Annotated in this window: 17 protein-coding genes and 3 pseudogenes; 11 read left to right on the top strand and 9 right to left on the bottom strand. The window is 62.7% G+C overall.

Annotation, left to right across the window (positions count from 1 at the left end; all coding sequences use genetic code 11):
* The first annotated feature begins 15 nt into the window (after window positions 1-15).
* Window positions 16-609 carry a class I SAM-dependent methyltransferase gene (locus QI450_RS06660; protein WP_282361083.1) on the top strand — a complete coding sequence of 198 codons (594 nt, stop codon included), beginning with the start codon at window positions 16-18 and terminating at the stop codon, window positions 607-609.
* A gap of 33 nt (window positions 610-642) precedes the next feature.
* Here QI450_RS06660 and QI450_RS06655 read toward each other — a convergent pair whose 3' ends face one another.
* Entirely contained in the window at window positions 643-1,629 is a 987-nt protein-coding gene (locus QI450_RS06655) for an IS30 family transposase (RefSeq protein ID WP_282468166.1), read from the bottom strand.
* Window positions 1,630-1,890: 261 nt separating this feature from the next.
* Window positions 1,891-2,223 carry an SDR family oxidoreductase gene (locus tag QI450_RS06650; protein WP_282468138.1) on the bottom strand — a complete coding sequence of 111 codons (333 nt, stop codon included), beginning with the start codon at window positions 2,221-2,223 and terminating at the stop codon, window positions 1,891-1,893.
* Window positions 2,224-2,242: 19 nt separating this feature from the next.
* On the opposite strand from QI450_RS06650, the gene QI450_RS06645 reads away from it, so the two are divergent.
* A protein-coding gene (locus QI450_RS06645; protein ID WP_226776049.1) for an IS3 family transposase occupies window positions 2,243-3,390 on the top strand; the annotation gives its coding sequence in 2 pieces (ribosomal slippage) (window positions 2,243-2,507 and window positions 2,507-3,390; 1,149 coding nt in all).
* Here the strand turns inward: QI450_RS06645 and QI450_RS06640 are convergent.
* A complete protein-coding gene (locus tag QI450_RS06640; RefSeq protein ID WP_282468137.1) occupies window positions 3,380-3,943 on the bottom strand; it encodes an SDR family oxidoreductase in 564 nt (187 codons plus the stop codon). The two genes, QI450_RS06645 and QI450_RS06640, sit on opposite strands and share 11 nt — an antisense overlap.
* 54 nt (window positions 3,944-3,997) lie before the next feature.
* Here QI450_RS06640 and QI450_RS06635 point away from each other — a divergent pair, with 54 nt between their 5' ends.
* Window positions 3,998-4,573 (top strand): MarR family transcriptional regulator, encoded by a 576-nt coding sequence (locus QI450_RS06635; RefSeq protein WP_348994529.1) that lies wholly within the window; start codon window positions 3,998-4,000, stop codon window positions 4,571-4,573.
* A gap of 871 nt (window positions 4,574-5,444) precedes the next feature.
* On the opposite strand, the gene QI450_RS06630 is transcribed toward QI450_RS06635, so the two are convergent.
* Window positions 5,445-6,617: an IS110 family transposase gene (locus QI450_RS06630; RefSeq protein ID WP_226774816.1), complete on the bottom strand. Its 1,173-nt coding sequence runs from the start codon at window positions 6,615-6,617 to the stop codon at window positions 5,445-5,447.
* A 238-nt stretch (window positions 6,618-6,855) separates the two neighbouring features.
* On the opposite strand from QI450_RS06630, the pseudogene QI450_RS06625 reads away from it, so the two are divergent.
* Window positions 6,856-7,305, top strand: a pseudogene (locus tag QI450_RS06625) (IS30 family transposase); the annotation flags it as partial.
* 1,266 nt (window positions 7,306-8,571) lie between these two features.
* Entirely contained in the window at window positions 8,572-9,300 is a 729-nt protein-coding gene (locus QI450_RS06615) for a hypothetical protein (RefSeq protein ID WP_226774815.1), read from the top strand.
* Here the strand turns inward: QI450_RS06615 and QI450_RS06610 are convergent.
* The 4 genes and pseudogenes from QI450_RS06610 to QI450_RS06595 all read right to left on the bottom strand — a co-directional run.
* Window positions 9,263-9,523, bottom strand: a pseudogene (locus QI450_RS06610) (integrase core domain-containing protein); the annotation flags it as partial. The gene QI450_RS06615 and the pseudogene QI450_RS06610 sit on opposite strands and share 38 nt — an antisense overlap.
* Window positions 9,524-9,569: 46 nt before the next feature.
* A complete protein-coding gene (locus tag QI450_RS06605; protein ID WP_282468136.1) occupies window positions 9,570-10,967 on the bottom strand; it encodes an IS30 family transposase in 1,398 nt (465 codons plus the stop codon).
* Between the two features lie 49 nt (window positions 10,968-11,016).
* Window positions 11,017-11,574, bottom strand: a pseudogene (locus QI450_RS06600) (IS3 family transposase); the annotation flags it as partial.
* A gap of 32 nt (window positions 11,575-11,606) precedes the next feature.
* Window positions 11,607-11,897, bottom strand: coding sequence for a transposase (locus QI450_RS06595; RefSeq protein ID WP_226776254.1), 291 nt, complete (start codon window positions 11,895-11,897; stop codon window positions 11,607-11,609).
* A 94-nt stretch (window positions 11,898-11,991) separates the two neighbouring features.
* On the opposite strand from QI450_RS06595, the gene QI450_RS06590 reads away from it, so the two are divergent.
* From QI450_RS06590 to QI450_RS06575, 4 genes are all read left to right on the top strand, one after another.
* Window positions 11,992-12,387: a tyrosine-type recombinase/integrase gene (locus QI450_RS06590; RefSeq protein WP_226773765.1), complete on the top strand. Its 396-nt coding sequence runs from the start codon at window positions 11,992-11,994 to the stop codon at window positions 12,385-12,387.
* The gene (locus QI450_RS06585) at window positions 12,384-12,716 is read left to right on the top strand and encodes a helix-turn-helix transcriptional regulator (protein ID WP_226773766.1); all 333 of its coding nucleotides are present in this window, start codon (window positions 12,384-12,386) and stop codon (window positions 12,714-12,716) included. The genes QI450_RS06590 and QI450_RS06585 overlap by 4 nt, the downstream gene beginning before the upstream one ends.
* Before the next feature lie 392 nt (window positions 12,717-13,108).
* Window positions 13,109-13,468: a hypothetical protein gene (locus QI450_RS06580; protein ID WP_282360876.1), complete on the top strand. Its 360-nt coding sequence runs from the start codon at window positions 13,109-13,111 to the stop codon at window positions 13,466-13,468.
* Window positions 13,363-14,190, top strand: a complete 828-nt coding sequence (locus QI450_RS06575) for a hypothetical protein (RefSeq protein ID WP_226773768.1) — start codon at window positions 13,363-13,365, stop codon at window positions 14,188-14,190. Before QI450_RS06580 ends, QI450_RS06575 begins: the two co-directional genes overlap by 106 nt.
* A 477-nt stretch (window positions 14,191-14,667) precedes the next feature.
* On the opposite strand, the gene QI450_RS06570 is transcribed toward QI450_RS06575, so the two are convergent.
* The gene (locus QI450_RS06570) at window positions 14,668-15,765 is read right to left on the bottom strand and encodes a hypothetical protein (protein ID WP_226773769.1); all 1,098 of its coding nucleotides are present in this window, start codon (window positions 15,763-15,765) and stop codon (window positions 14,668-14,670) included.
* Window positions 15,766-15,978: 213 nt separating this feature from the next.
* Between QI450_RS06570 and QI450_RS06565 the strand changes: the two genes are divergently transcribed.
* Both QI450_RS06565 and QI450_RS06560 read left to right on the top strand, forming a co-directional pair.
* Entirely contained in the window at window positions 15,979-16,116 is a 138-nt protein-coding gene (locus tag QI450_RS06565) for a hypothetical protein (protein WP_226773770.1), read from the top strand.
* 467 nt (window positions 16,117-16,583) lie between these two features.
* On the top strand, window positions 16,584-17,204 hold the full coding sequence (locus QI450_RS06560) for a hypothetical protein (RefSeq protein ID WP_226773771.1): 621 nt from the start codon (window positions 16,584-16,586) through the stop codon (window positions 17,202-17,204).
* Window positions 17,205-17,654: the final 450 nt, after the last annotated feature.

Below are 17,654 nucleotides of genomic sequence, written 5' to 3'. Positions count from 1 at the left end.
CCTACACTCGAATGCATGATCAACGTTGTCAGCGAAGCGTATTCGCGTCGGGCCGTGGAATACGTCGAACGCTTCGCTTCACTCGGTGCTGCGCACCCTTCAGATCGTCAACTGGTGGCGACGTGGGCGGATGGCATCGAGGGTGCAGTCATCGACGCCGGCTGCGGTCCGGGGCATTGGACCAACTTCCTCAGGGAAGCGGGGGTCCCTGCAGTCGGCGTGGATCTGGTTCCGGAGTTCATTGCGCACGCCCGCGGTGCTTATCCCGGCATCCCGTTTCGGACAGGCAGCCTCGACGCCCTCGACGTCGGCACAGGGTCAATGGGTGGAGTGCTCGCCTGGTACTCACTGATTCACTATGAGCCAGGCACGATCCGCACTCCTCTCCTTGAGTTCAGTCGGGTCCTTAAACCTGGTGGCGCCCTGCTGATCGGCTTCTTCGATGGTCACGTCGTCGAGAGGTTCGATCACGCGGTCGTCCCGGCATACCAGTGGCCGGTAGGGGATCTCTGCGACGAACTGGTGGCTGCGGGCTTTAATGTGGTCGAGACGCACGCACGGACAACCACCGGGCAGCGATCGCACGGAGCAATTCTCGCCATCCGCTGAGGTGTTCGGTAGAGGATCGGCGGATTCAGGCGGTCATTGCAACAGGAGGTTTTCGATCAGTTCGATCGGTTTCTTGAACTCTAGTCTTTTGCGCGGTCGGTCGTTGAGTTCCTGTGCGACCCAGTCGAGGTCTGCGGGGCTGTGGATGCTCAGGTCGGTGCCCTTGGGGAAATATTGGCGCAGCAGGCCGTTGGTGTTTTCGTTGATGCCGCGCTGCCAGGGTGAGTGTGGGTCGCAGAAGTAGATGTCGAGGCCGGTGTCGATCTTCACGGTTTTCCAGTCCTGCATTTCGATGCCTTGGTCCCAGGTGAGGGAGTGCCGCAGCGACTCGGGGAGTGTCTTGATTTTCGCGGTCAGTGCATCACGCATCTGCTCGGCCTTGTACCCGTCCGGCAGGTGTACGAGCATCGTGTAATTAGTGGTCCGCTCGACCAGCGTTCCAATCGCGGACTGATTCCCTTTGCCGATGATGAGATCGCCCTCCCAATGCCCGGGCACGGCCCGGTCCTGAACTTCGGGGGGACGTTCGGAAATGTTGATCATTCCGGGGACCCGGTTCTTCCGCTGGCCGGCCTTCCTGCAGGGCTGCATGACCGCCCGCCCGGTGCGTAGACACGCGGTCAGATCGCGCTTCAGCGCCCCGCGGGACTGGAGGTAAAGGGACTGGTAGATCGTCTCGGGTGACACCCTCATCTCCGGCTCATCGGGGAACTCAACCCGGAGTCGTCCTGCGATCTGCTCAGCCGAATACTTCTTTTTCAGGTCCTCCTCCACCTTCGCACGCAACACCGTGTTCGTGTGCAGTTTCGCCGGTTTCGGCCGCGAAGCCCGCTCATACGCCAGAGCATGGGCCGACGTCGCCCGGTAAGGCAACCCGGCCACCGAATTGCGCCGAAGCTCCCTGGACACCGTCGAGGCCGCTCTGCCGACCACGGCCCCGATCCGGCGCAGCGAGTATCCCTGGGCGCGCATCACCGCGATCTCCTCACACTGGGCGAAAGTCAGGCACCTGCCCTTCAGATCCCTGCCGCGGCGTGGCCTGACACCCCCGGCCTCGGCCAGGACCCGGCGCCCAGTCCGCCTGCTCGTATTGATCGGCACAACAGCGTCAGTGATGAAATCACCGGCCTGCATCCCAGCCCAAAACAGCTGCAGAAGATCCGGTCTTACATAAATCGAATACCTCGCCATAACAACACCCATCCGCTAAGTGTTGCAATCACCGCAAGAACCCAAGGATCCCCTTGCGGGCCTCGACTCGTCGTTGCATGACCGTGTTCGTCAGAGCATCGAAGTGAGTACGCCTCCATCTGCGCGCATGGCGGCCCCGTTTGTTGCCGATGAGAGTGGGCTTGCGAGGAAGACTGCCAGGTTTGCGATTTCTTCAGGCTCTATGAACCGCTCGAGGAGCGAGGTCTGATTTCCACCGATGATGGCCGCCTTGAGTTCACTTGTCGCGAGCTGCTGCGTCTTCGCAATTTGCTCGATTGTTTCGGCGACGCCGTCTGAATAGGTGGGTCCGCCAAGGATTGTATTGACCGTAACGCCGGTACTGGTTGGGTCCCCAGATAGAAGTCCAGTGTCTGTGTGAGTTTCGTGTCCGAGAATGGACACAGGAGGAAATTCACGAATCATGGCACGCAGACATACCCCCGAGCAGGTCATCGCTAAGGTCCGGCAGGGACAGAAGATGCTCAACGACGGACGCCCGATGGTCGAGGTCATCAAGGAACTTCAGGTCACCGAGGCGACCTGGTATCGCTGGCTGAACCTGTACGGGTCCGAGAAGAACGCCGAGTCATCCAAACGGACCAAGGAGCTGGAGAAGGAAAACGCCCGGCTCAAGCGGCTGCTGGCGGAGAAGGAACTCGCCATCGACATCCTGAACGAGGTCGCGCGGGGAAAATTCTGAGCCCCGGACCCCGCCGCCGTGCCGTGCGCATGGCGGTGGAGAAGTTCGGGGCGTCCGAACGCTTCGCCTGCGCGCTTCTGGGCCAGAACCGGTCAGCGTTCCGCAAGAAGAAACCCGACATGGGTTTCGAGGAAATCCAGCTCCGCGCAGCCTTGCGCGCCGTGGCGGTGAAGCATCCAGCGTGGGGCTGGCGGAAGGCCCGCTGGCACCTGCTGGCACAGCCCGAGTGGGACGGCGTGGCACTGAACAGGAAGCGGGTGCGCCGGCTCTGGCGCGACGAGGGGCTGACCTGCAAACCCAGGGCGCGGAAGAAGCGCCGCACCGGGCCCGGCGCCGGGGAGCAGAAACGGCTCACAGCCGAGTACCCGATGCACGTGGTCAGCTTCGACTTCCAGTCCGACGTGACCTCCTGCGGCCGGCACATCCGGTTCTTCAACGTCATCGACGAATACACCCGCACCGCGCTGGCCATCATCCCCCGCCGGTCATTCAAAGCCGCCGACGTGGTCGCGGTGCTGGAGAACATCATCGCCGAAACCGGCACCGCCCCGGCCTACGTCCGGTGCGACAACGGGCCCGAGTTCACTGCTGAGGCACTGGTCAGCTGGTGCGACACCGCCGGGGTCGACACCGCATTCATCGACCCGGGATCACCCTGGCAGAACGGCTTCATCGAATCCTTCAACGCCCAATTCAGAAGGGAACAACTCTCCGGAGAAATCATGGACAGCATGGCCGAAGCCAAGTATTTGGCGGAGGAATGGAAAGCTATCTACAATCATGAACGGCCCCACGGATCCCTGGACGGCATGACGCCGAAGCGCTACTGGGAAACCTGGACGCAAGAAAACCAATTAGCTATCGCATAGACGCTGGACTGCTAACGGGGGCCCAACCAGTACCACGGGTGAGCTTGGCAAGTCCGTTGCTCAAGGCGAGTAGTCCTGCCTTGGTCACGCCGTAGTGGGTCATGTCGGCAGGGATGTTTACTCCCAATTCGCTGCCGATGAATATGATCCGGCCCCATCCGGCGTCCACCATTTTGGGAAGTACTGCGCGTGACAGCCGCACGCCACTCATAACGTTCACATCGAAGTAGCGCCCCCAGTCATCATCGGAGATTTCCCCGAAGGGTTTCACTTCGAAGAGTCCGACATTGTTCACGAGGATGTCGATGTCCTCGAGCGAACCCAGCAGGTGCTGTACCTCCGCAGGGTTGCGAAAGTCAGCAGCAATGCCTGAGACGATCGCGCCGGGCACCTCTGCCCTAAGTTTGCCCACCGCGCTTTCGACCCGGCTCTCATCGCGCCCGTTGATGATGACAGACACGCCCTCTCGAAGCAGCGCCTTCGCAATCGAGTAGCCAATGCCCTGGGTAGCGCCGCTAATGAAGGCCCGATTGGCCGCTAACTGCATGTCCATGATTGTGTTGCCTCACATTTTTTACTTGCTTGGGAAACCAAATGCTACAAGTAAATGATTGCTCAGTCAACTAAATGCGCAGCTAAACCCGGCTGTATCTCGTACTCTGGTCGTATGACTGATAGCAGCCCTCCAGTAGAACTAGCCGGTGAGGACCTTGAGACATGGGCGGGACTGGCTACCGTTTTGGAGTGGTTGCCGCCTGCGCTCGATGCGCCGTTGGTGCAAGATTTTGACCTAACACACTTCGAGTACGGCATCCTCTTCGCATTGGCTGACGCAGCTGATCGGACACTTCGCATGAGTGATCTGGCCGGCTTTGCCAACAGCTCTCTGTCGCGACTGTCTCGCGCAGTGTCACGGCTGGAAGGCCGGGGCTGGGTTCGGCGCTCCCAGGACCCCAGGGACGGGAGATCCACCCGAGCAACTCTCACCGACGCCGGCCGCAAGGTGATCAATGAGGCAACTCCGAGTCATGTCGACACCGTCAGAAGGCTGGTCCTTGACCCGCTAACGGCCGCTCAAAGACGCCAGTTGCGAGAGATCACCTTGCGTATTCAAAAGGCAATCAGGACACAGGAGGGATGGCGGCCGCCGCGAGGCATCAGTTCTCCCGCAGCATCGGAATAGCACATGTAGTCCTCGCAGAGTTCAGCTAGCAACTCGGGAACCATGCGGGTTGTCCGGTGAGGGATCCTTGGGTTCTCGCGGTGATTGCAACACTTAGCGGATGGGTGTTGTTATGGCGGGGTATTCAATTCATTTGAGGCCTGATCTCTTGCAGGTTTTTTGGGCCGGGATGCAGGCGGGTGATTTCATCACCGATGCCGTGGTTCCGATCAATACGAGCCGGCGTACCGGGCGTAGGGTCTTGGCCGAGGCCGGTGGTGTCAGGCCCCGGCGGGGCCGTGATCTGAAGGGCAGGTGCCTGACCTTCGCCCAGCGCGAGGAGATCGCAATACTGCGCGCCCAGGGGCAATCTCTGCGGCAGATCGGAGCCGTGGTCGGCAGAGCGGCCTCCACGGTTTCCAGGGAGTTGCGGCGCAACTCGGTGGCAGGAATGCCCTACCGGGGGACCTCAGCGCACGCACTGGCCTATGAGCGGGCCTCGCGTCCGAAACCAGCGAAACTGCACACGAACACCGTGCTGCGTGCGAAGGTGGAAGATGACCTGAAAAAGAAGTACTCACCCGAGCAGATCGCAGGACGACTCCGGGTTGGGTTCCCCGATGAGCCGGAGATGAGGGTGTCACCCGAGACGATCTACCAGTCCCTTTACCTCCAGTCCCGCGGGGCGCTGAAGCGCGATCTGACCGCGTGCCTGCGCACCGGGCGGGCTATCAGGCAGCCCTGCCGCAAGGCCGGCCAGCGGAAGAACCGGATCCCCGGAATGATCAATATCTCCGAGCGTCCCCCCGAAGTTCAGGACCGGGCCGTGCCCGGGCATTGGGAATCTCAATGCTGTTGTCAAGCAGCCTGGACGCAAATGGTGGGGGCCGTCTCACTCACGGTATTCGGTGTGGTCGCGGAGCATGGCCCAGATGACGTTGATGCGGCGTCGGGCGAGTGCGATGAGCGCCTGTTTGTGGGACTTTCCCTCGTCGCGTTTCCGGTCGTAGTAGGTTCTGGAGGCGGGGCTGTTTTTCAGGCTTGAGAGCGCGGCGAGGTAACAGGTTCGGAGGAGTCTGCGGTTGAAGCGGCGCGGCCGGTGCAAGTTTCCGCTGATCCGTCCCGAATCACGTGGGACCGGAGCCAGGCCGGCGACGCTGGCGAGCCGGTCTACAGAGTCGAATCCGTCCAGGTTGCCGCCGATGTTCGCGAGAAAGGTTGCGGCGAGTACAGGTCCGAATCCTGGCATACTCAGCAAAACATCGGCGCTGTCGTGCTGCCCGAAGAGATCCGTGATCTGGGCATCAACATCGGCGATCTCTACATCGGTTGCGTGGATCTGCTCGGCCAGCCGGACCACGAGGGCCGAGCCCATGGACTGGGCTCGCAGGACGGTGGACTGGGCATTCGCGGCGGCTACGGCTTTTTCAGCCATCTTGGCGCTATTCCGACAGCCGCGTTTCCTGAGCCATCCGGCGAGTCGGGCCAGTCCCATCCGGCGGATACCCTCAGGGGTCTGGTAGCCGCTCAGAAGGGTCAGAGGAGCCTTCTTGGAGTAGTCGAAGGCCCGCTCGAGTGCGGGGAAGTATTCCAACAAGGTGGCCCGGAGCCGGTTGATCGCCCGGACACGGTCACAGACCAAATCGGTGCGGCGGGCAGTGAGCATCCGCAGGTCCACACTGATCTGGTCCGCACTGCGAACGGGTTGCAGGTCGGTGCGCATGCGTGCCTGATCCGCGATGATCCTGGCATCTTTCGCGTCGGTCTTTCCATCCCCACGATACGTCGCTGCGGCGTGATGCACGATCCGCCCAGGGATATAGAGCAGGTGCTGAGCGTGTGCTGCCAGCAGCTCTATCAGGAGCGCTGCGCCGCCGGCGTTTAGATCCGTAGCCCAGCAGATCTCACCACCGGCCGCGCTCTCCGCGACCGCGGCGATGAGCTCGAGCAGCGCGGTTTCGTCATTCTCAACCCGTCTCGACAGCAGCACCGTCCCGGACTGATCGATCACAACGCAATGATGGGCGCTCTTGCCCGAGTCGATTCCTGCCCACACGTCCGGCATGTCTTTCGGTCCCTTCGATCAGCTCCAATTTGTTGGTCCCTGTCGATAACCACGCCGGCACGTCCTTACCCAACGATCAATGTCGTAAGTCTCAATCAGCGGTCGAGTCATCGGCGGGCAGCGGGCGGCCATTCCCAGTGAGCCGTCCAAGCGGCAGGGAGATCTGGGCCATACCCGCCACCCGAGGGTGATCCAAACACTACGACAGCTCCGAAATCACCCACAACAAAATCGTAAGGAGGGCGATCTCATCATCGGCAAAGGGAATCAGTCCGCGATTGGAACGCTGGTCGAGCGGACCACTAATTACACGATGCTCGTTCATCTTCCGGATGGCTATAAAGCAGAACAGATGCGTGACGCCCTGGCAGCGAAGATCAAGACACTCCCCGAGTCGCTGCGGCATTCCCTGACCTGGGACCAAGGCATCGAGATGCAGGGCTGGAAAACCGTGAAGATCGACACCGGCCTCGACATCTACTTCTGCGACCCACACTCGCCCTGGCAGCGCGGCATCAACGAAAACACCAACGGCCTGCTGCGCCAATATTTCCCCAAGGGCACCGACCTGAGCATCCACAGCCCCGCAGACCTCGACTGGGTTGCCCAGGAACTCAACGACCGACCACGCAAAAGACTAGAGTTCAAGAAACCGATCGAACTGATCGAAAACCTCCTGTTGCAATGACCGCCTGTCCCATAGCCGATCGGTCAACGGGCAATCGCCGTTGTGTTGGATGTGCCACTGCTTGAATAGGGCTTACGGACTGAACGAGCGACTTAGGGGATCTGACGTGACACAAGTGATAAAGGAAGCACACGATTCCTGGGCCCGGGGAAGGTGGCGCAACCCGCCCGTGCGTGTCGTCGCGGATGGTCGGACTCTGCGGGTAACCGCAGCCGAGAACAGTGACGCGTGGAGGCACACCTCGTACGGCTTCGTCCATGACAGCGCGCATGCCCTGTTGGCACCGCTGCCCGCTGAGGGGGCGGTGGAGGTTTCATTCCTTCTGAATTACACCGAGCAGTTCGACCAGGCGGGGATCTATCTTCACGTTTCGGAATTTTCTTGGATCAAGGCCGGCGTGGAGGTGTCCGACGGAGTCCCACAGGTCGGGGCCGTCGTAACACATGGGTCTCCGACTGGTCGGTGGCACCTGTCCCTGAGTGGATCAATCGGGAAATCACAGTGCGGCTAAGCAGGGCCGGTAACGCCGTCACCATCAGGGCCCGCGCCGGGGATGAGTCTTTCCGGCTCATCCGCGTTGCTCCTCTGGATGAAACAGTAAGTGCCGAGGTCGGCCCATTTTGTGCCTCGCCCACTCGGGCTAACTTCACGACCACCTTCACCCGATGGGTTGAGACCGATGCAGATGCAACCCTGCACCCTGAACACGACTAAAGCCGCAGCACTCATCCGTGAGTCGTACTGGGAGCGGTGAAGGATCCGCTTTCGGGCAAATTCATGGCGCCCGCCTTTCGTCGGGCACGATAAGAGCTATGACCGTCGAACTTCGCCCCTGGACGCTGGAGGACGCGCCCGCGCTGTGGGCTGCCTACCGGCAAAGCCCAGACCTTGAGACGCAATTTGGCGGTGCGGACCTGGCCACCGTCGACCAGGCGAGCAGTCGTGACTGCCCAGGGAATCGAGACCTCTGCGGAGCTGGACGCTGTCTGGGGGTCGAGGACCAATGCGCGGGAAAGTAGCGCTAAGGATCAAGATGACCACGCTGGCGCGGCTTTCCCTGGACCGCGATGGGAAGTTTGCCCTGGTCAGCACGAGCAGTCACCTAAACATCCGTAGACGTTGCATTGGCCCAACCGCAGTAGTACACCTAATGAAATTGCAGCCATTTGGACCAATGCGCGGGAAACTGGCGCTAAGGCTGGTGGGAGTGCCCGGTAACCTTCTGCACTTGAAACGTTTCCGCAGGTCAGAGCTGTAAAGCATGCCGTGTCCAGGGTCGGAGGCCTGCCCTTGCTGCGGCCGGACGAGCAGGTCTTCACGGCCATGTTGAACGGGTGGCGCAACCAGCAGCTCGCCCGGAACCTGGCGTTCTCCACGATCGAGGGCCGTGAGAAGGCGGTGCGGGCGTTCGCCCGCCACGCGGATGCCTTCCCATGGGCCTGGTCACCGCAGATGGTTGACGAGTGGCTGGGTGATCTGCGCTCGGTCCGGAACCTGCGCCGCTCCACGCTGCGGAACTACCAGGGGAGCATCCGCTCCTTCTGTGACTTCGTTACCGACCCCGCCTACGGCTGGGCCGAGGCCTGCCAGGAACGGTTCGGTACCCACCCGGTGCAGGTGATCCACGAGTGGAACGCCGCCGTGCATGTCGAGGAAGCGGAGGCGGACCCGGCCAAGCGTGCCTTCACCCGCGATGAACTGCAGGCATTCTTCGACCACGCGGACGAACAGGTCGGCCGGGTGCGCGGGCGCGGACGCAAGGGCTGGCTGCCCGCGTTCCGTGACGCGATGCTCTTCAAGACCGCGTATGCCTTCGGCCTGCGCCGCAACGAGGCGCGGATGCTCGATGTGGTGGACTTCGGCCGCAACCCCCGGGGCCCGGAGTTCGGGGAGTACGGCGTCCTCTACGTCCTGAGGTGTGTCAAGTATGTGAGACAGTTGGTTGGTTTTTTCGGGGTTAGGCGGCCGCGGTTAGCGGCTGGTTTTGGGTTTTGACGTTGGCCATTGCTGTGGCCGGCGGCAGGCCGTCGTTGTGGGTGTGGGGTCGCCAGCGGTTATAGAACACCTCGATGTAGCGCATGGTCGCCCGGCGGGCGTCTTGGCGGGTGGCGAAGCTCTGGTGGTGGTAGAACTCGTTCTTCAGGGATGAGAACGCCGACTCGGCGACCGCGTTATCCCAGCACACCCCGGTGGCACCCATGGACTGCCGGACGCCGTTACCGGTGCACCAGGCGCCCATTTCCCGGGAGGTGTATTGGGCGTATTCAACCGATCGAAGCAACAGTTGCTATTGGAACTGACTTTAGCTGGTCCGCGAAGGCTTCCGCTGGGGTGCGCCATCCTAGGACGCCGCGCGGCCGGTTGTTGATGATGTCGGCAACAGCTTGGATCTCTGGCATGCTCCAGCGGGAGATGTCGGTGCCTTTCGGGAAGTACTGCCGGAGTAGCCCATTGAGATGTTCGTTGCTCCCGCGCTGCCACGGGCTCTTCGCGTCGGCAAAGTAGACCGACAATCCGATTTCCTGGGTCAGAGTGGCGTGCGCGGACATCTCCTTCCCGCGGTCCCAGGTCAGGGAGCGGCGTAGGTTTGCCGGGAGTGGCTCGAAGGTCCGGACGAGTGCGTTCTTCATCGAGACCGCCCCGTAGCCAGCCAATGCGGGCCCATTCTTTGTTGGCTTGACCAGTCCGTAACCCTTCTGTCGGGGCAGATGGACGAGCATGGCGAAACGTGTCGTGCGGTCGATCAGAGTCGCGATCGCTGACCGGTTGAGACCAATGATGAGATCTCCCTCCCAGTGGCCTGCGACTTTCCGACCGTCGGCTTCGGAGGGTCTCTTCTTCAAGGTTGTGGCGTCGGTGACGTGCGCCCAGGCCTGCTGTCGTGTTCGCGCTCGTGGTGTGCGTTTGGTGCGCCCTCGGCGCAGGTGCCACGCCTGCTGCCTTGTGAGTCCGCCTCGGTTTGGAACGTAAAGGGCTTGATAGATTGCTTCGTGCGAGATCCGCATCGTTGGATCATCCGGGAACTCGATAGGCAGGCGTTTCGCGATTTGTTGGGGACTCCAGCCCCTCACCCATTCGCGGTCCTCCCGATGGGGCTTGTTCTTCCCGTCCCAGACCGGACCGACCGGGCCGAGTTGATCCCCATCGACCGATCTGACGTGTCCGCTGAGCTTGTCGTTAACGTACTCGCGGAGGCCGCCGTTCGTGATCAGCTTCGCGGTCTTGGGACGGCGGGCTCGTCGTTCGGCGTGCCACTGCGCTGTCGACGCCTTGTAGTCCAACCGATACGTTCTCGTCGACGCGTTCCGGCGCAGCTCCCGCGAGATCGTCGATGGGCTTCGGCCCAGGCGGCGAGCTATCTCCCGCACCCCGCAGTCCTGCGCACGCCACAACGCGATGTCCTCGCGGTCACTTGAGGACAGATACCGCCCGGACAGTGTCGGGGCCAGCTGAGGATTCACACCGCCAGCGTGCAGGAACCAGCGATGCGCCACTGGTTCTGACACGCCCGCCGCGACGCCGGCGTCCCTGGTCTTCGCACCGGAGGCGATCGCGACCCAGAACCGTACCCGGTCCTCGCGCCAAGCCACTGACGGCCGACCCGGCGAAGGGATATGCCCCCGATACGCCCGTACCTCCTTCTGACGACTTCGAACCGACATCCAACACCTCCGTGATCAGGTGTTGCTTCGATCGGTTGAATACGCCTTGCGTGCCGCGATCGCTGTGGAAAATGGCATCCGGGGCCAGGTGTCCGCGGTCCCTGGCCATTTTCAGCGCGTCCGTGACGAGGGAGGCGCGCATATGATCGGCCATGGCCCAGCCAACGACCATGCGGGTGCAGAGGTCGATGACGGTGGCCAGGTAGAGCCAGCCCTCTCCGGTACGCAGGTAGGTGATGTCCCCGACGAGCTTCGTGCCGGGGACCTCCGAGGTGAAGTCCCGGCCGATGAGGTCCACGAAGACCTTGTCCGGGTCCGAGGGGATGGTCGTGCGTTTGAACGCGCGCATCCGCTTGGCCGCCCAGCCGTTCTCGGCCATGATGGCAGCGACCGTGCCCACGGAAACCTCCACGCCCGTGGCGGCGAGTTTGGTGTGGACCATCCGGTGGCCGAAGATCCCGTCCGAGGAATCGAACATCGCCTTCACCAGTCCGGTCAGCTCCCGGTGCCGGGCAGACGTCGCTGATTCCTTCTGCTCCAGCCACCGGTAGTACGAGGCCCGTGGAACGCCCAGCCGGACGCACATCCAGGCCACCGGGAATTCGGCGTTCTTCTCCTGAACAAGCCGGTAGAGGTCCTCTACCGTTGTTCTTTGGCGAAGAACGCCGACACTTTTTTCAGGAAATCATTTTCCCTTTCCAGCTCCCGCAACCGGGCCTCCAACGCCTTGTATTTCGCGGGATCAACCGGATCATCCGGCCTGACGCCGGTGCCGGACTCTCCTTCCCGATGCAGCTGCACCCAGCGCTTCAGGGCGGTCACGGAAATCCCTAACTCGGGGGCAACTGAGGCGGGCGAACGGCCGGAGGAAATGACAAGATTCACGGCATCGGCCTTGAACTCATCGGAATAGGTAGGACGGGAAGACATGGGCACAATCCTTTCAAACTGTGTCTCACATCAGTAGTACACCTCAGTCCGCCACGGCAAGGCGAAGAAGGGCTCCCCGCCCAAGCGCCGCAGCGTGCTGTCGGTCCTCGACTGGTCAGCGGAAATCCTGCAGCAATGGGCCGAGGAGGCCCGCCCGCTGATCCCCACCGCCGGCCCCGGAGCCTTACGGCCCTCGGAACGCTCGTCACGCGTGGGCTTCACCCAGATGAACACCCGCTTCTGCACCTACCGGGACAGCCTTGGCCTGGATCAGGGTCTGGATTTCCATTCCTTTCGGCGCTCCTACGTCACGCACCTGATCGAGGACGGCTGGGATGCCCGGTTCGTCCAGGAACAGGTCGGCCACGAGCACGCGTCGACCACCTCGATCTACACCTGCGTCTCCTCTGACTTCCGCACCCGAACTCTCCGCAGGACCCTGGACGCCACGATGGAGGCCGCCCTGCGGCCGGTGAGGAAAGCCCGATGAAACGACACATCAGTTATCAATGGCGGCTGCGCGAGGTGATGGCTACCCGGGGGATCTTCACTGCCTCGGATCTGTCCCCCCTGCTGGCCCAGCGCGGCATCGAGCTGTCCTCGGTGCAGGCCTGGCGGCTGGTCACCCAGATCCCCGAGCGGCTCTCGCTGCCGGTCCTCGCCGCGCTCTGCGGCATTCTGGAAGTGACCCCCGCGGAGCTGATCGCCACCCGGGCGGAGGCCGTGACGCCGCACCGCACGGCCGGCGCGGGTGCCGAGGTCGTGGACCTTGCCGCCACCATCCGGCCCAAGCGGGCCAGGATTACCCCCGAGCAGTGAGTCCCGCCTACGACACCCGCGAGAAGTATGAGCGGTGGCATATACGCATCTGTGCCCGCTGCGGCCGGCAAGCAGCGAAAGCGGCGAACTGGTCGGACGGCCCGATCTGCCGGACGTGCTTCGACAAGGCCACACGCACACATGGATCCTGCCCGGGCTGCCGGAGCGAACGGCTGCTGCCGGGCCGCGACGCCTCAGGGATGCCGGTCTGTAGGGAATGTGCAGGGATCACCCGCGACTTCTCCTGCGACCGCTGCCGGGTTGAAGGGCCCCTGCTCGCCGGACGGCTCTGCCCCAGATGCACCCTCACCGACCGGCTCAGCGCGCTCCTGGATGACGGCACCGGCCGCGTCCACCCGCCCCTGGCACCACTATTCGACCGAATGCTGACGATGCAACGGACCAAAAGCGGGCTTGCCTGGCTGACGCGCGCTCAGCCACGGGCCCTGCTGCAGGACCTCGCCTCAGGCCGGCTCGCTCTGACCCACGAAGCGTTCCAGCAACTGCCGAACTGGCGGACCGCCGCCTACCTGCGCGACATACTCCTGGAGTGCGGGGTCCTGCCCGCCGTCGACCGGCAACTCCTGCTCTTCGAGAGATGGCTCACCGGGCATCTGGCCGCCGTCGCGACCCCGAACACACCCGGGTGCTCCACCGCTTCGCCACCTGGCACCAACTCCGCAAACTCCGGGCCAAAGCCGGCAAAGGACCGCTGGGCAACTCTCCGGCATACGCGGCCCGGCAGCAGCTGATCCAGGCCGGTTCCTTCCTGACCTGGCTCACCGGCCGCGGCGCTCTCCCCGAACACTGCCGGCAACCCGACCTCGACGCCTGGCACAGCGAAAACCACGCCACCCGCCGACCCGCCACGACCTTCCTGAGCTGGTGCATGAAGACCGGCCGGATGCCCGCCATGACCATCCCCGTCCGGTCCACGGGAAACCCTGCCCCAATGGGACAGCATCACCGGCTCGCCGCTCTCCGGCGCCTGGTCACCGACGAAACCCTGCCGCTACGCTCCCGCGTCGCCGGCTCATTGATTCTGCTCTACGCCCAACCGGTAAGCCGGATCGTCCGGCTCACCACCGACGACATCCTCAACTACGGAGACCACACCCTGCTGCGCCTCGGTGAACCGCCGACTCCGGTTCCGGAACCGCTGGCCGGGCTACTGCGGGCATACCTCGAAGACAGGCCCAACATGACCACCGCCGCCAACCCGGCCTCCCGATGGCTCTTCCCGGGGCGCCGGGCCGGGCAACCCATGGACCCGGGAAGCATCCGCGATCTGCTGCAGGAAATCGGGGTCCCGGCCCAGTCCGGCAGAACCGCAGCGATCCGACAACTCGTCCTCCAGATGCCGCCGCCGGTGGTGGCCCAGGGCCGCGGTTACCACCACACCAGCACCACCAGGATCGCAGCAGAAGCCGGATCACCCTGGAGCGGATACGCGCCCGGCGACCACAGCCGATAACAACTCCCGCAACACCGAGCCATTCCCGACAGCGGCAAAGCCGGCCACTCCCATGAGCTGCCGCGAAGGCTTTTGGTCCCTGAGTCAGGCTCTCCGACGCTGCAGCTGCTGCAGGTACCCGGCCGACATGACGATCGCCAGCCAGATCTGCCAAACAGGTCCCGAGGCCAGCCCATTCCAGGGGAAGGTGCCAAGACTGAGGCCTAACACGAGTCCCAAGCCAAGCCACAAAGTGCCCTGGACAACCTGTGAGCTTATGCGGTGAGTCGGCACTATGAGGGTGCTGGCCAGCAGCAGACCACAGGCCGCCCACCCAAGAAGAAACACCCGAAGAAGCATGTCCCTTCCGGTGCCGTCACTTGGCCATAGGAGTAGCGGTATTGAAACTGAGGCCAGAACGAACGCCGTGGCGAGAAGACCATCCTTCCAGTTGGCGGACCGTGTCGCCTGTGGGGCTGAAACTGACATACTTACTCCTTAGTACGGACCGCACCTGACAATGGGGTAGCAGGAAGAACGGTTACAACAGTTCAGGCTTACACACCAGGGGCAGCCGATAACCGCACATGCAATGCATGACCCCGGGTTGCCGCAGGCAAAAGCACAACCCCAACAGCATGATTGAACGCAACCCCAGTTCTGTTCGTCGCACCTGCGGTACATGCAATCCGGGCAGCCACTTGCTGTGGTTGTCGGTTGATCGGCACGCAGGGCGGCGACGTCCGTGGCGACTCCATCGTCTGCTTCCGCAATCAGGCGCGATGTTTCAGCCCCGGTGATTTGGAATACCCTCGTCAGCCGCCTGCTTGTTCCGGACTTTGTGGTGACGCCGTAGGTGGCGACCACGGTGTCTCCATGGACATAGGCAACGGCTACCATGCTTCCGCCGCCAGTGAGCGCATGGCGGACGCCCTTCACGGTGGGCGCGTCAACTATTTCTTCGGAGACCTCAACCCCGGCAACACCGGTGCCGAGCATCGAGCGGGATTCCGGCCGGACAGATGCAAGCCCCATCAGTCTGGACATGTGCGCAGATGCCGAAGATTCTCGCCATGCCGCAAGAGCCTGGCCCCCGGTCAGATCTTCCTTGGATGTACCCGACATCTGATCGAACCAATGTTCATTTCGCCGCTTCTTATCTGATGCGGCGACGGCCGCGGTGCCGCTGCCTGCCAGAATGGAAATGCCGAGCGCAACCCCGGCCGCACTTTGTAGAAACACGTTTCGGCTGACGCCGCGCTCGGGTCCACGGTTGTTTTCAGCACTGCGCTGGCGAAGTGCTCCCAGTTGCTGGAGTATCCGCCAGCTTCCGCGCATGCCGAGCCTGCTCATCATTGCAAGCCCCATAGCCGCACCGGTTTTTGCGGAGACGTCACCGTCAGCGATTTCGATGAGTGTCGGGGTCCACGGCGCATCTTCACCCAACGCCACAACCCGCCAAGACACCATTTCCGGCGACGACAGATTCATGACTTCAAGTCTTCCGCCGGTAGCCGAAGCAACGTCCTCGGCAATCTTGCTGCAGGCCAGGCACCCGGCGTCAAAGCCTAGGACGAGCCTCATATCAGTACTCATTCGCAGTTCCCCCATATCACTGCTGGGCCCGCCCCCTGCGAACCCAGTAGCCTCACCATTCCGATCATGACGAAATTTGTCAAGTCACTTTACAAACGGGGGAATGCGTGTCTTCCCGATGGCGTTGTCTGCTTCGACAGCGCCGGCATGGTCACCGCGTTAGTGCGTCCGGGATCATCTGGCAGAACGGACCCGCAGTCCAGCAGAACCGTAGTGATCCGAAAAATCGTCCTCCAGATGCCGCCGGTGGTGGCCCAGGCCCTCGGCTACCACCACACCAGCACCACCAGGATCGCAGCAGAAGCCGGATCACCCTGGAGCGAATACGCTCCCGGCAACCACAGCCGATAACAACTCCCGCACCCCGCCAATCCCGACAGCGACAAAGTCAGCCAGAGAAAATCCGAAGAATACCGACTACTCAATCAACGGTCACTACCAGTCCCGCGAAAGCCAGGGGACGGCTCGGCGGCCGTCCGCCGGCAATGACGGCGACGAAACTTGCGGCGGCTAAAGACCTGCGGGGTCAGGGAAAGAAACTGCAGGAGATCGCGGCGACTCTCAGCGTGAGCATGTCCTCCCTCACCAAGGCCCTCGGGCCGCGACCAGGTAAGTCGGCGCCGGACTCCCAAGCCGTCATTCAGGACGTTGCGTAAGTCGATTCCGCACGCGGTCAGTGCGCCGCCGGTTTTGGATCAACTTGACCATTCCGTTCATCGGGGGCCGTGCCTACCAGGGGACCCCGACGACGGGGCGGCCGCCAATTGGCGGAGGTGCGCCGGCAACCACGCTGCCCAACGCATCGCCGCCCTGGCGTCATGCGCGAGCTTGTCGTGCACAATGAGTCCATGGCCCTCACGAGCAATCTCACGGTCGACTCTCTGACGAGAGCGATGCGCGCCCACCTGTACCTCGCCGCTGCAGTCGCTGCCGAACGGGCCCGTGAACTCTGGGATGGCGAGTTCGAAGGCAAAGCCCCGAGGACGGACGACGACATCCAGGCGTTCATCGACGCCCTCGTCACCGGATTCGACGACAGCATGAACGACACGATCCAGGCGGAGGCCGTGCTCGTCCGTGTGCGCGGGCTCCTCGGCGAGTTCATGACCCCCGCGGATGCCGACGCCGCGATCGTGTCCTTCCGGGAAGGCCCCGAGTCCCACACCGACGAGGTGCAGCGGGTGCGGCGGGAATGGAACGCGAAGAACGCCAAGCGGGCACGAACGATCCGGGTGGTCTGGCGCACCTACTGGGCCGGGGCCGTTGTGCTCACAGCCGTCGTCGTCGGACTGGCGATCGCCTCGGGGAACGGCGAAGACGTGATCGCGGCCGCGATTCTTGCGCCGAGCCTCCTCGCCATCGTCGCCGGCATCATGGCCGCGACCTTCAGTTCCATCCGCGGTGAGCCCTCCTCCCCGGAGCCCATGCCAAACATGTAGGTCAGAGCACTGAAACCTCCGAGCTCAGAGATTTTCTCCACAATCCACGGTGACTCACCCAGCCTGTCGGTCGAGCGTCAGTTCAAGAGCAAATCCTCGTGAGTGTAAGAATGGCTTCATGTGCGCCAGATCGCTCCGCCCCGGACAGCGCACCAAGGACGAGCTGCAACACCGGACCGAGGTGGATTGAGAATGCCGAAACGGACAGAGCAAGTGAACGAGAACGCTGCGCCGACGACGGGACCCGTGTTCCCCAGGATGCTGACCCTGGAGCAGGTTCAAGAGGTCCTTAACGTCAAAAGTGCACTGGTCTATTCGCTCGTTCGCAGCGGCGAGCTCCGTTTAAGTTGACATACTCACCCTGGGGCAGGTCACCGAATCAACAAAACCGGGGGCAGTCCCCTCACTGCAGGCTTGGGATCGTCGACAGATCAGGGCCGACCTCTGCTA

The sequence above is a fragment of the Arthrobacter sp. EM1 genome (assembly GCF_029964055.1).
Lineage (GTDB): Bacteria > Actinomycetota > Actinomycetes > Actinomycetales > Micrococcaceae > Arthrobacter.
This window is presented reverse-complemented; position numbering and strand designations above follow the sequence as displayed.

Excerpts from the sequence above, each read along its gene's own strand:
- QI450_RS06605 (WP_282468136.1), bottom strand. The coding sequence starts at position 10,967 with ATGTCGGTTCGAAGTCGTCAGAAGGAGGTACGGGCGTATCGGGGGCAT.
- QI450_RS06660 (WP_282361083.1), top strand. The coding sequence starts at position 16 with ATGATCAACGTTGTCAGCGAAGCGTATTCGCGTCGGGCCGTGGAATAC.
- QI450_RS06640 (WP_282468137.1), bottom strand. The coding sequence starts at position 3,943 with ATGGACATGCAGTTAGCGGCCAATCGGGCCTTCATTAGCGGCGCTACC.
- QI450_RS06630 (WP_226774816.1), bottom strand. The coding sequence starts at position 6,617 with ATGCCGGACGTGTGGGCAGGAATCGACTCGGGCAAGAGCGCCCATCAT.
- QI450_RS06595 (WP_226776254.1), bottom strand. The coding sequence starts at position 11,897 with ATGTCTTCCCGTCCTACCTATTCCGATGAGTTCAAGGCCGATGCCGTG.
- QI450_RS06570 (WP_226773769.1), bottom strand. The coding sequence starts at position 15,765 with ATGAGTACTGATATGAGGCTCGTCCTAGGCTTTGACGCCGGGTGCCTG.
- QI450_RS06585 (WP_226773766.1), top strand. The coding sequence starts at position 12,384 with ATGAAACGACACATCAGTTATCAATGGCGGCTGCGCGAGGTGATGGCT.
- QI450_RS06580 (WP_282360876.1), top strand. The coding sequence starts at position 13,109 with ATGCAACGGACCAAAAGCGGGCTTGCCTGGCTGACGCGCGCTCAGCCA.
- QI450_RS06635 (WP_348994529.1), top strand. The coding sequence starts at position 3,998 with ATGATTGCTCAGTCAACTAAATGCGCAGCTAAACCCGGCTGTATCTCG.
- QI450_RS06560 (WP_226773771.1), top strand. The coding sequence starts at position 16,584 with ATGCGCGAGCTTGTCGTGCACAATGAGTCCATGGCCCTCACGAGCAAT.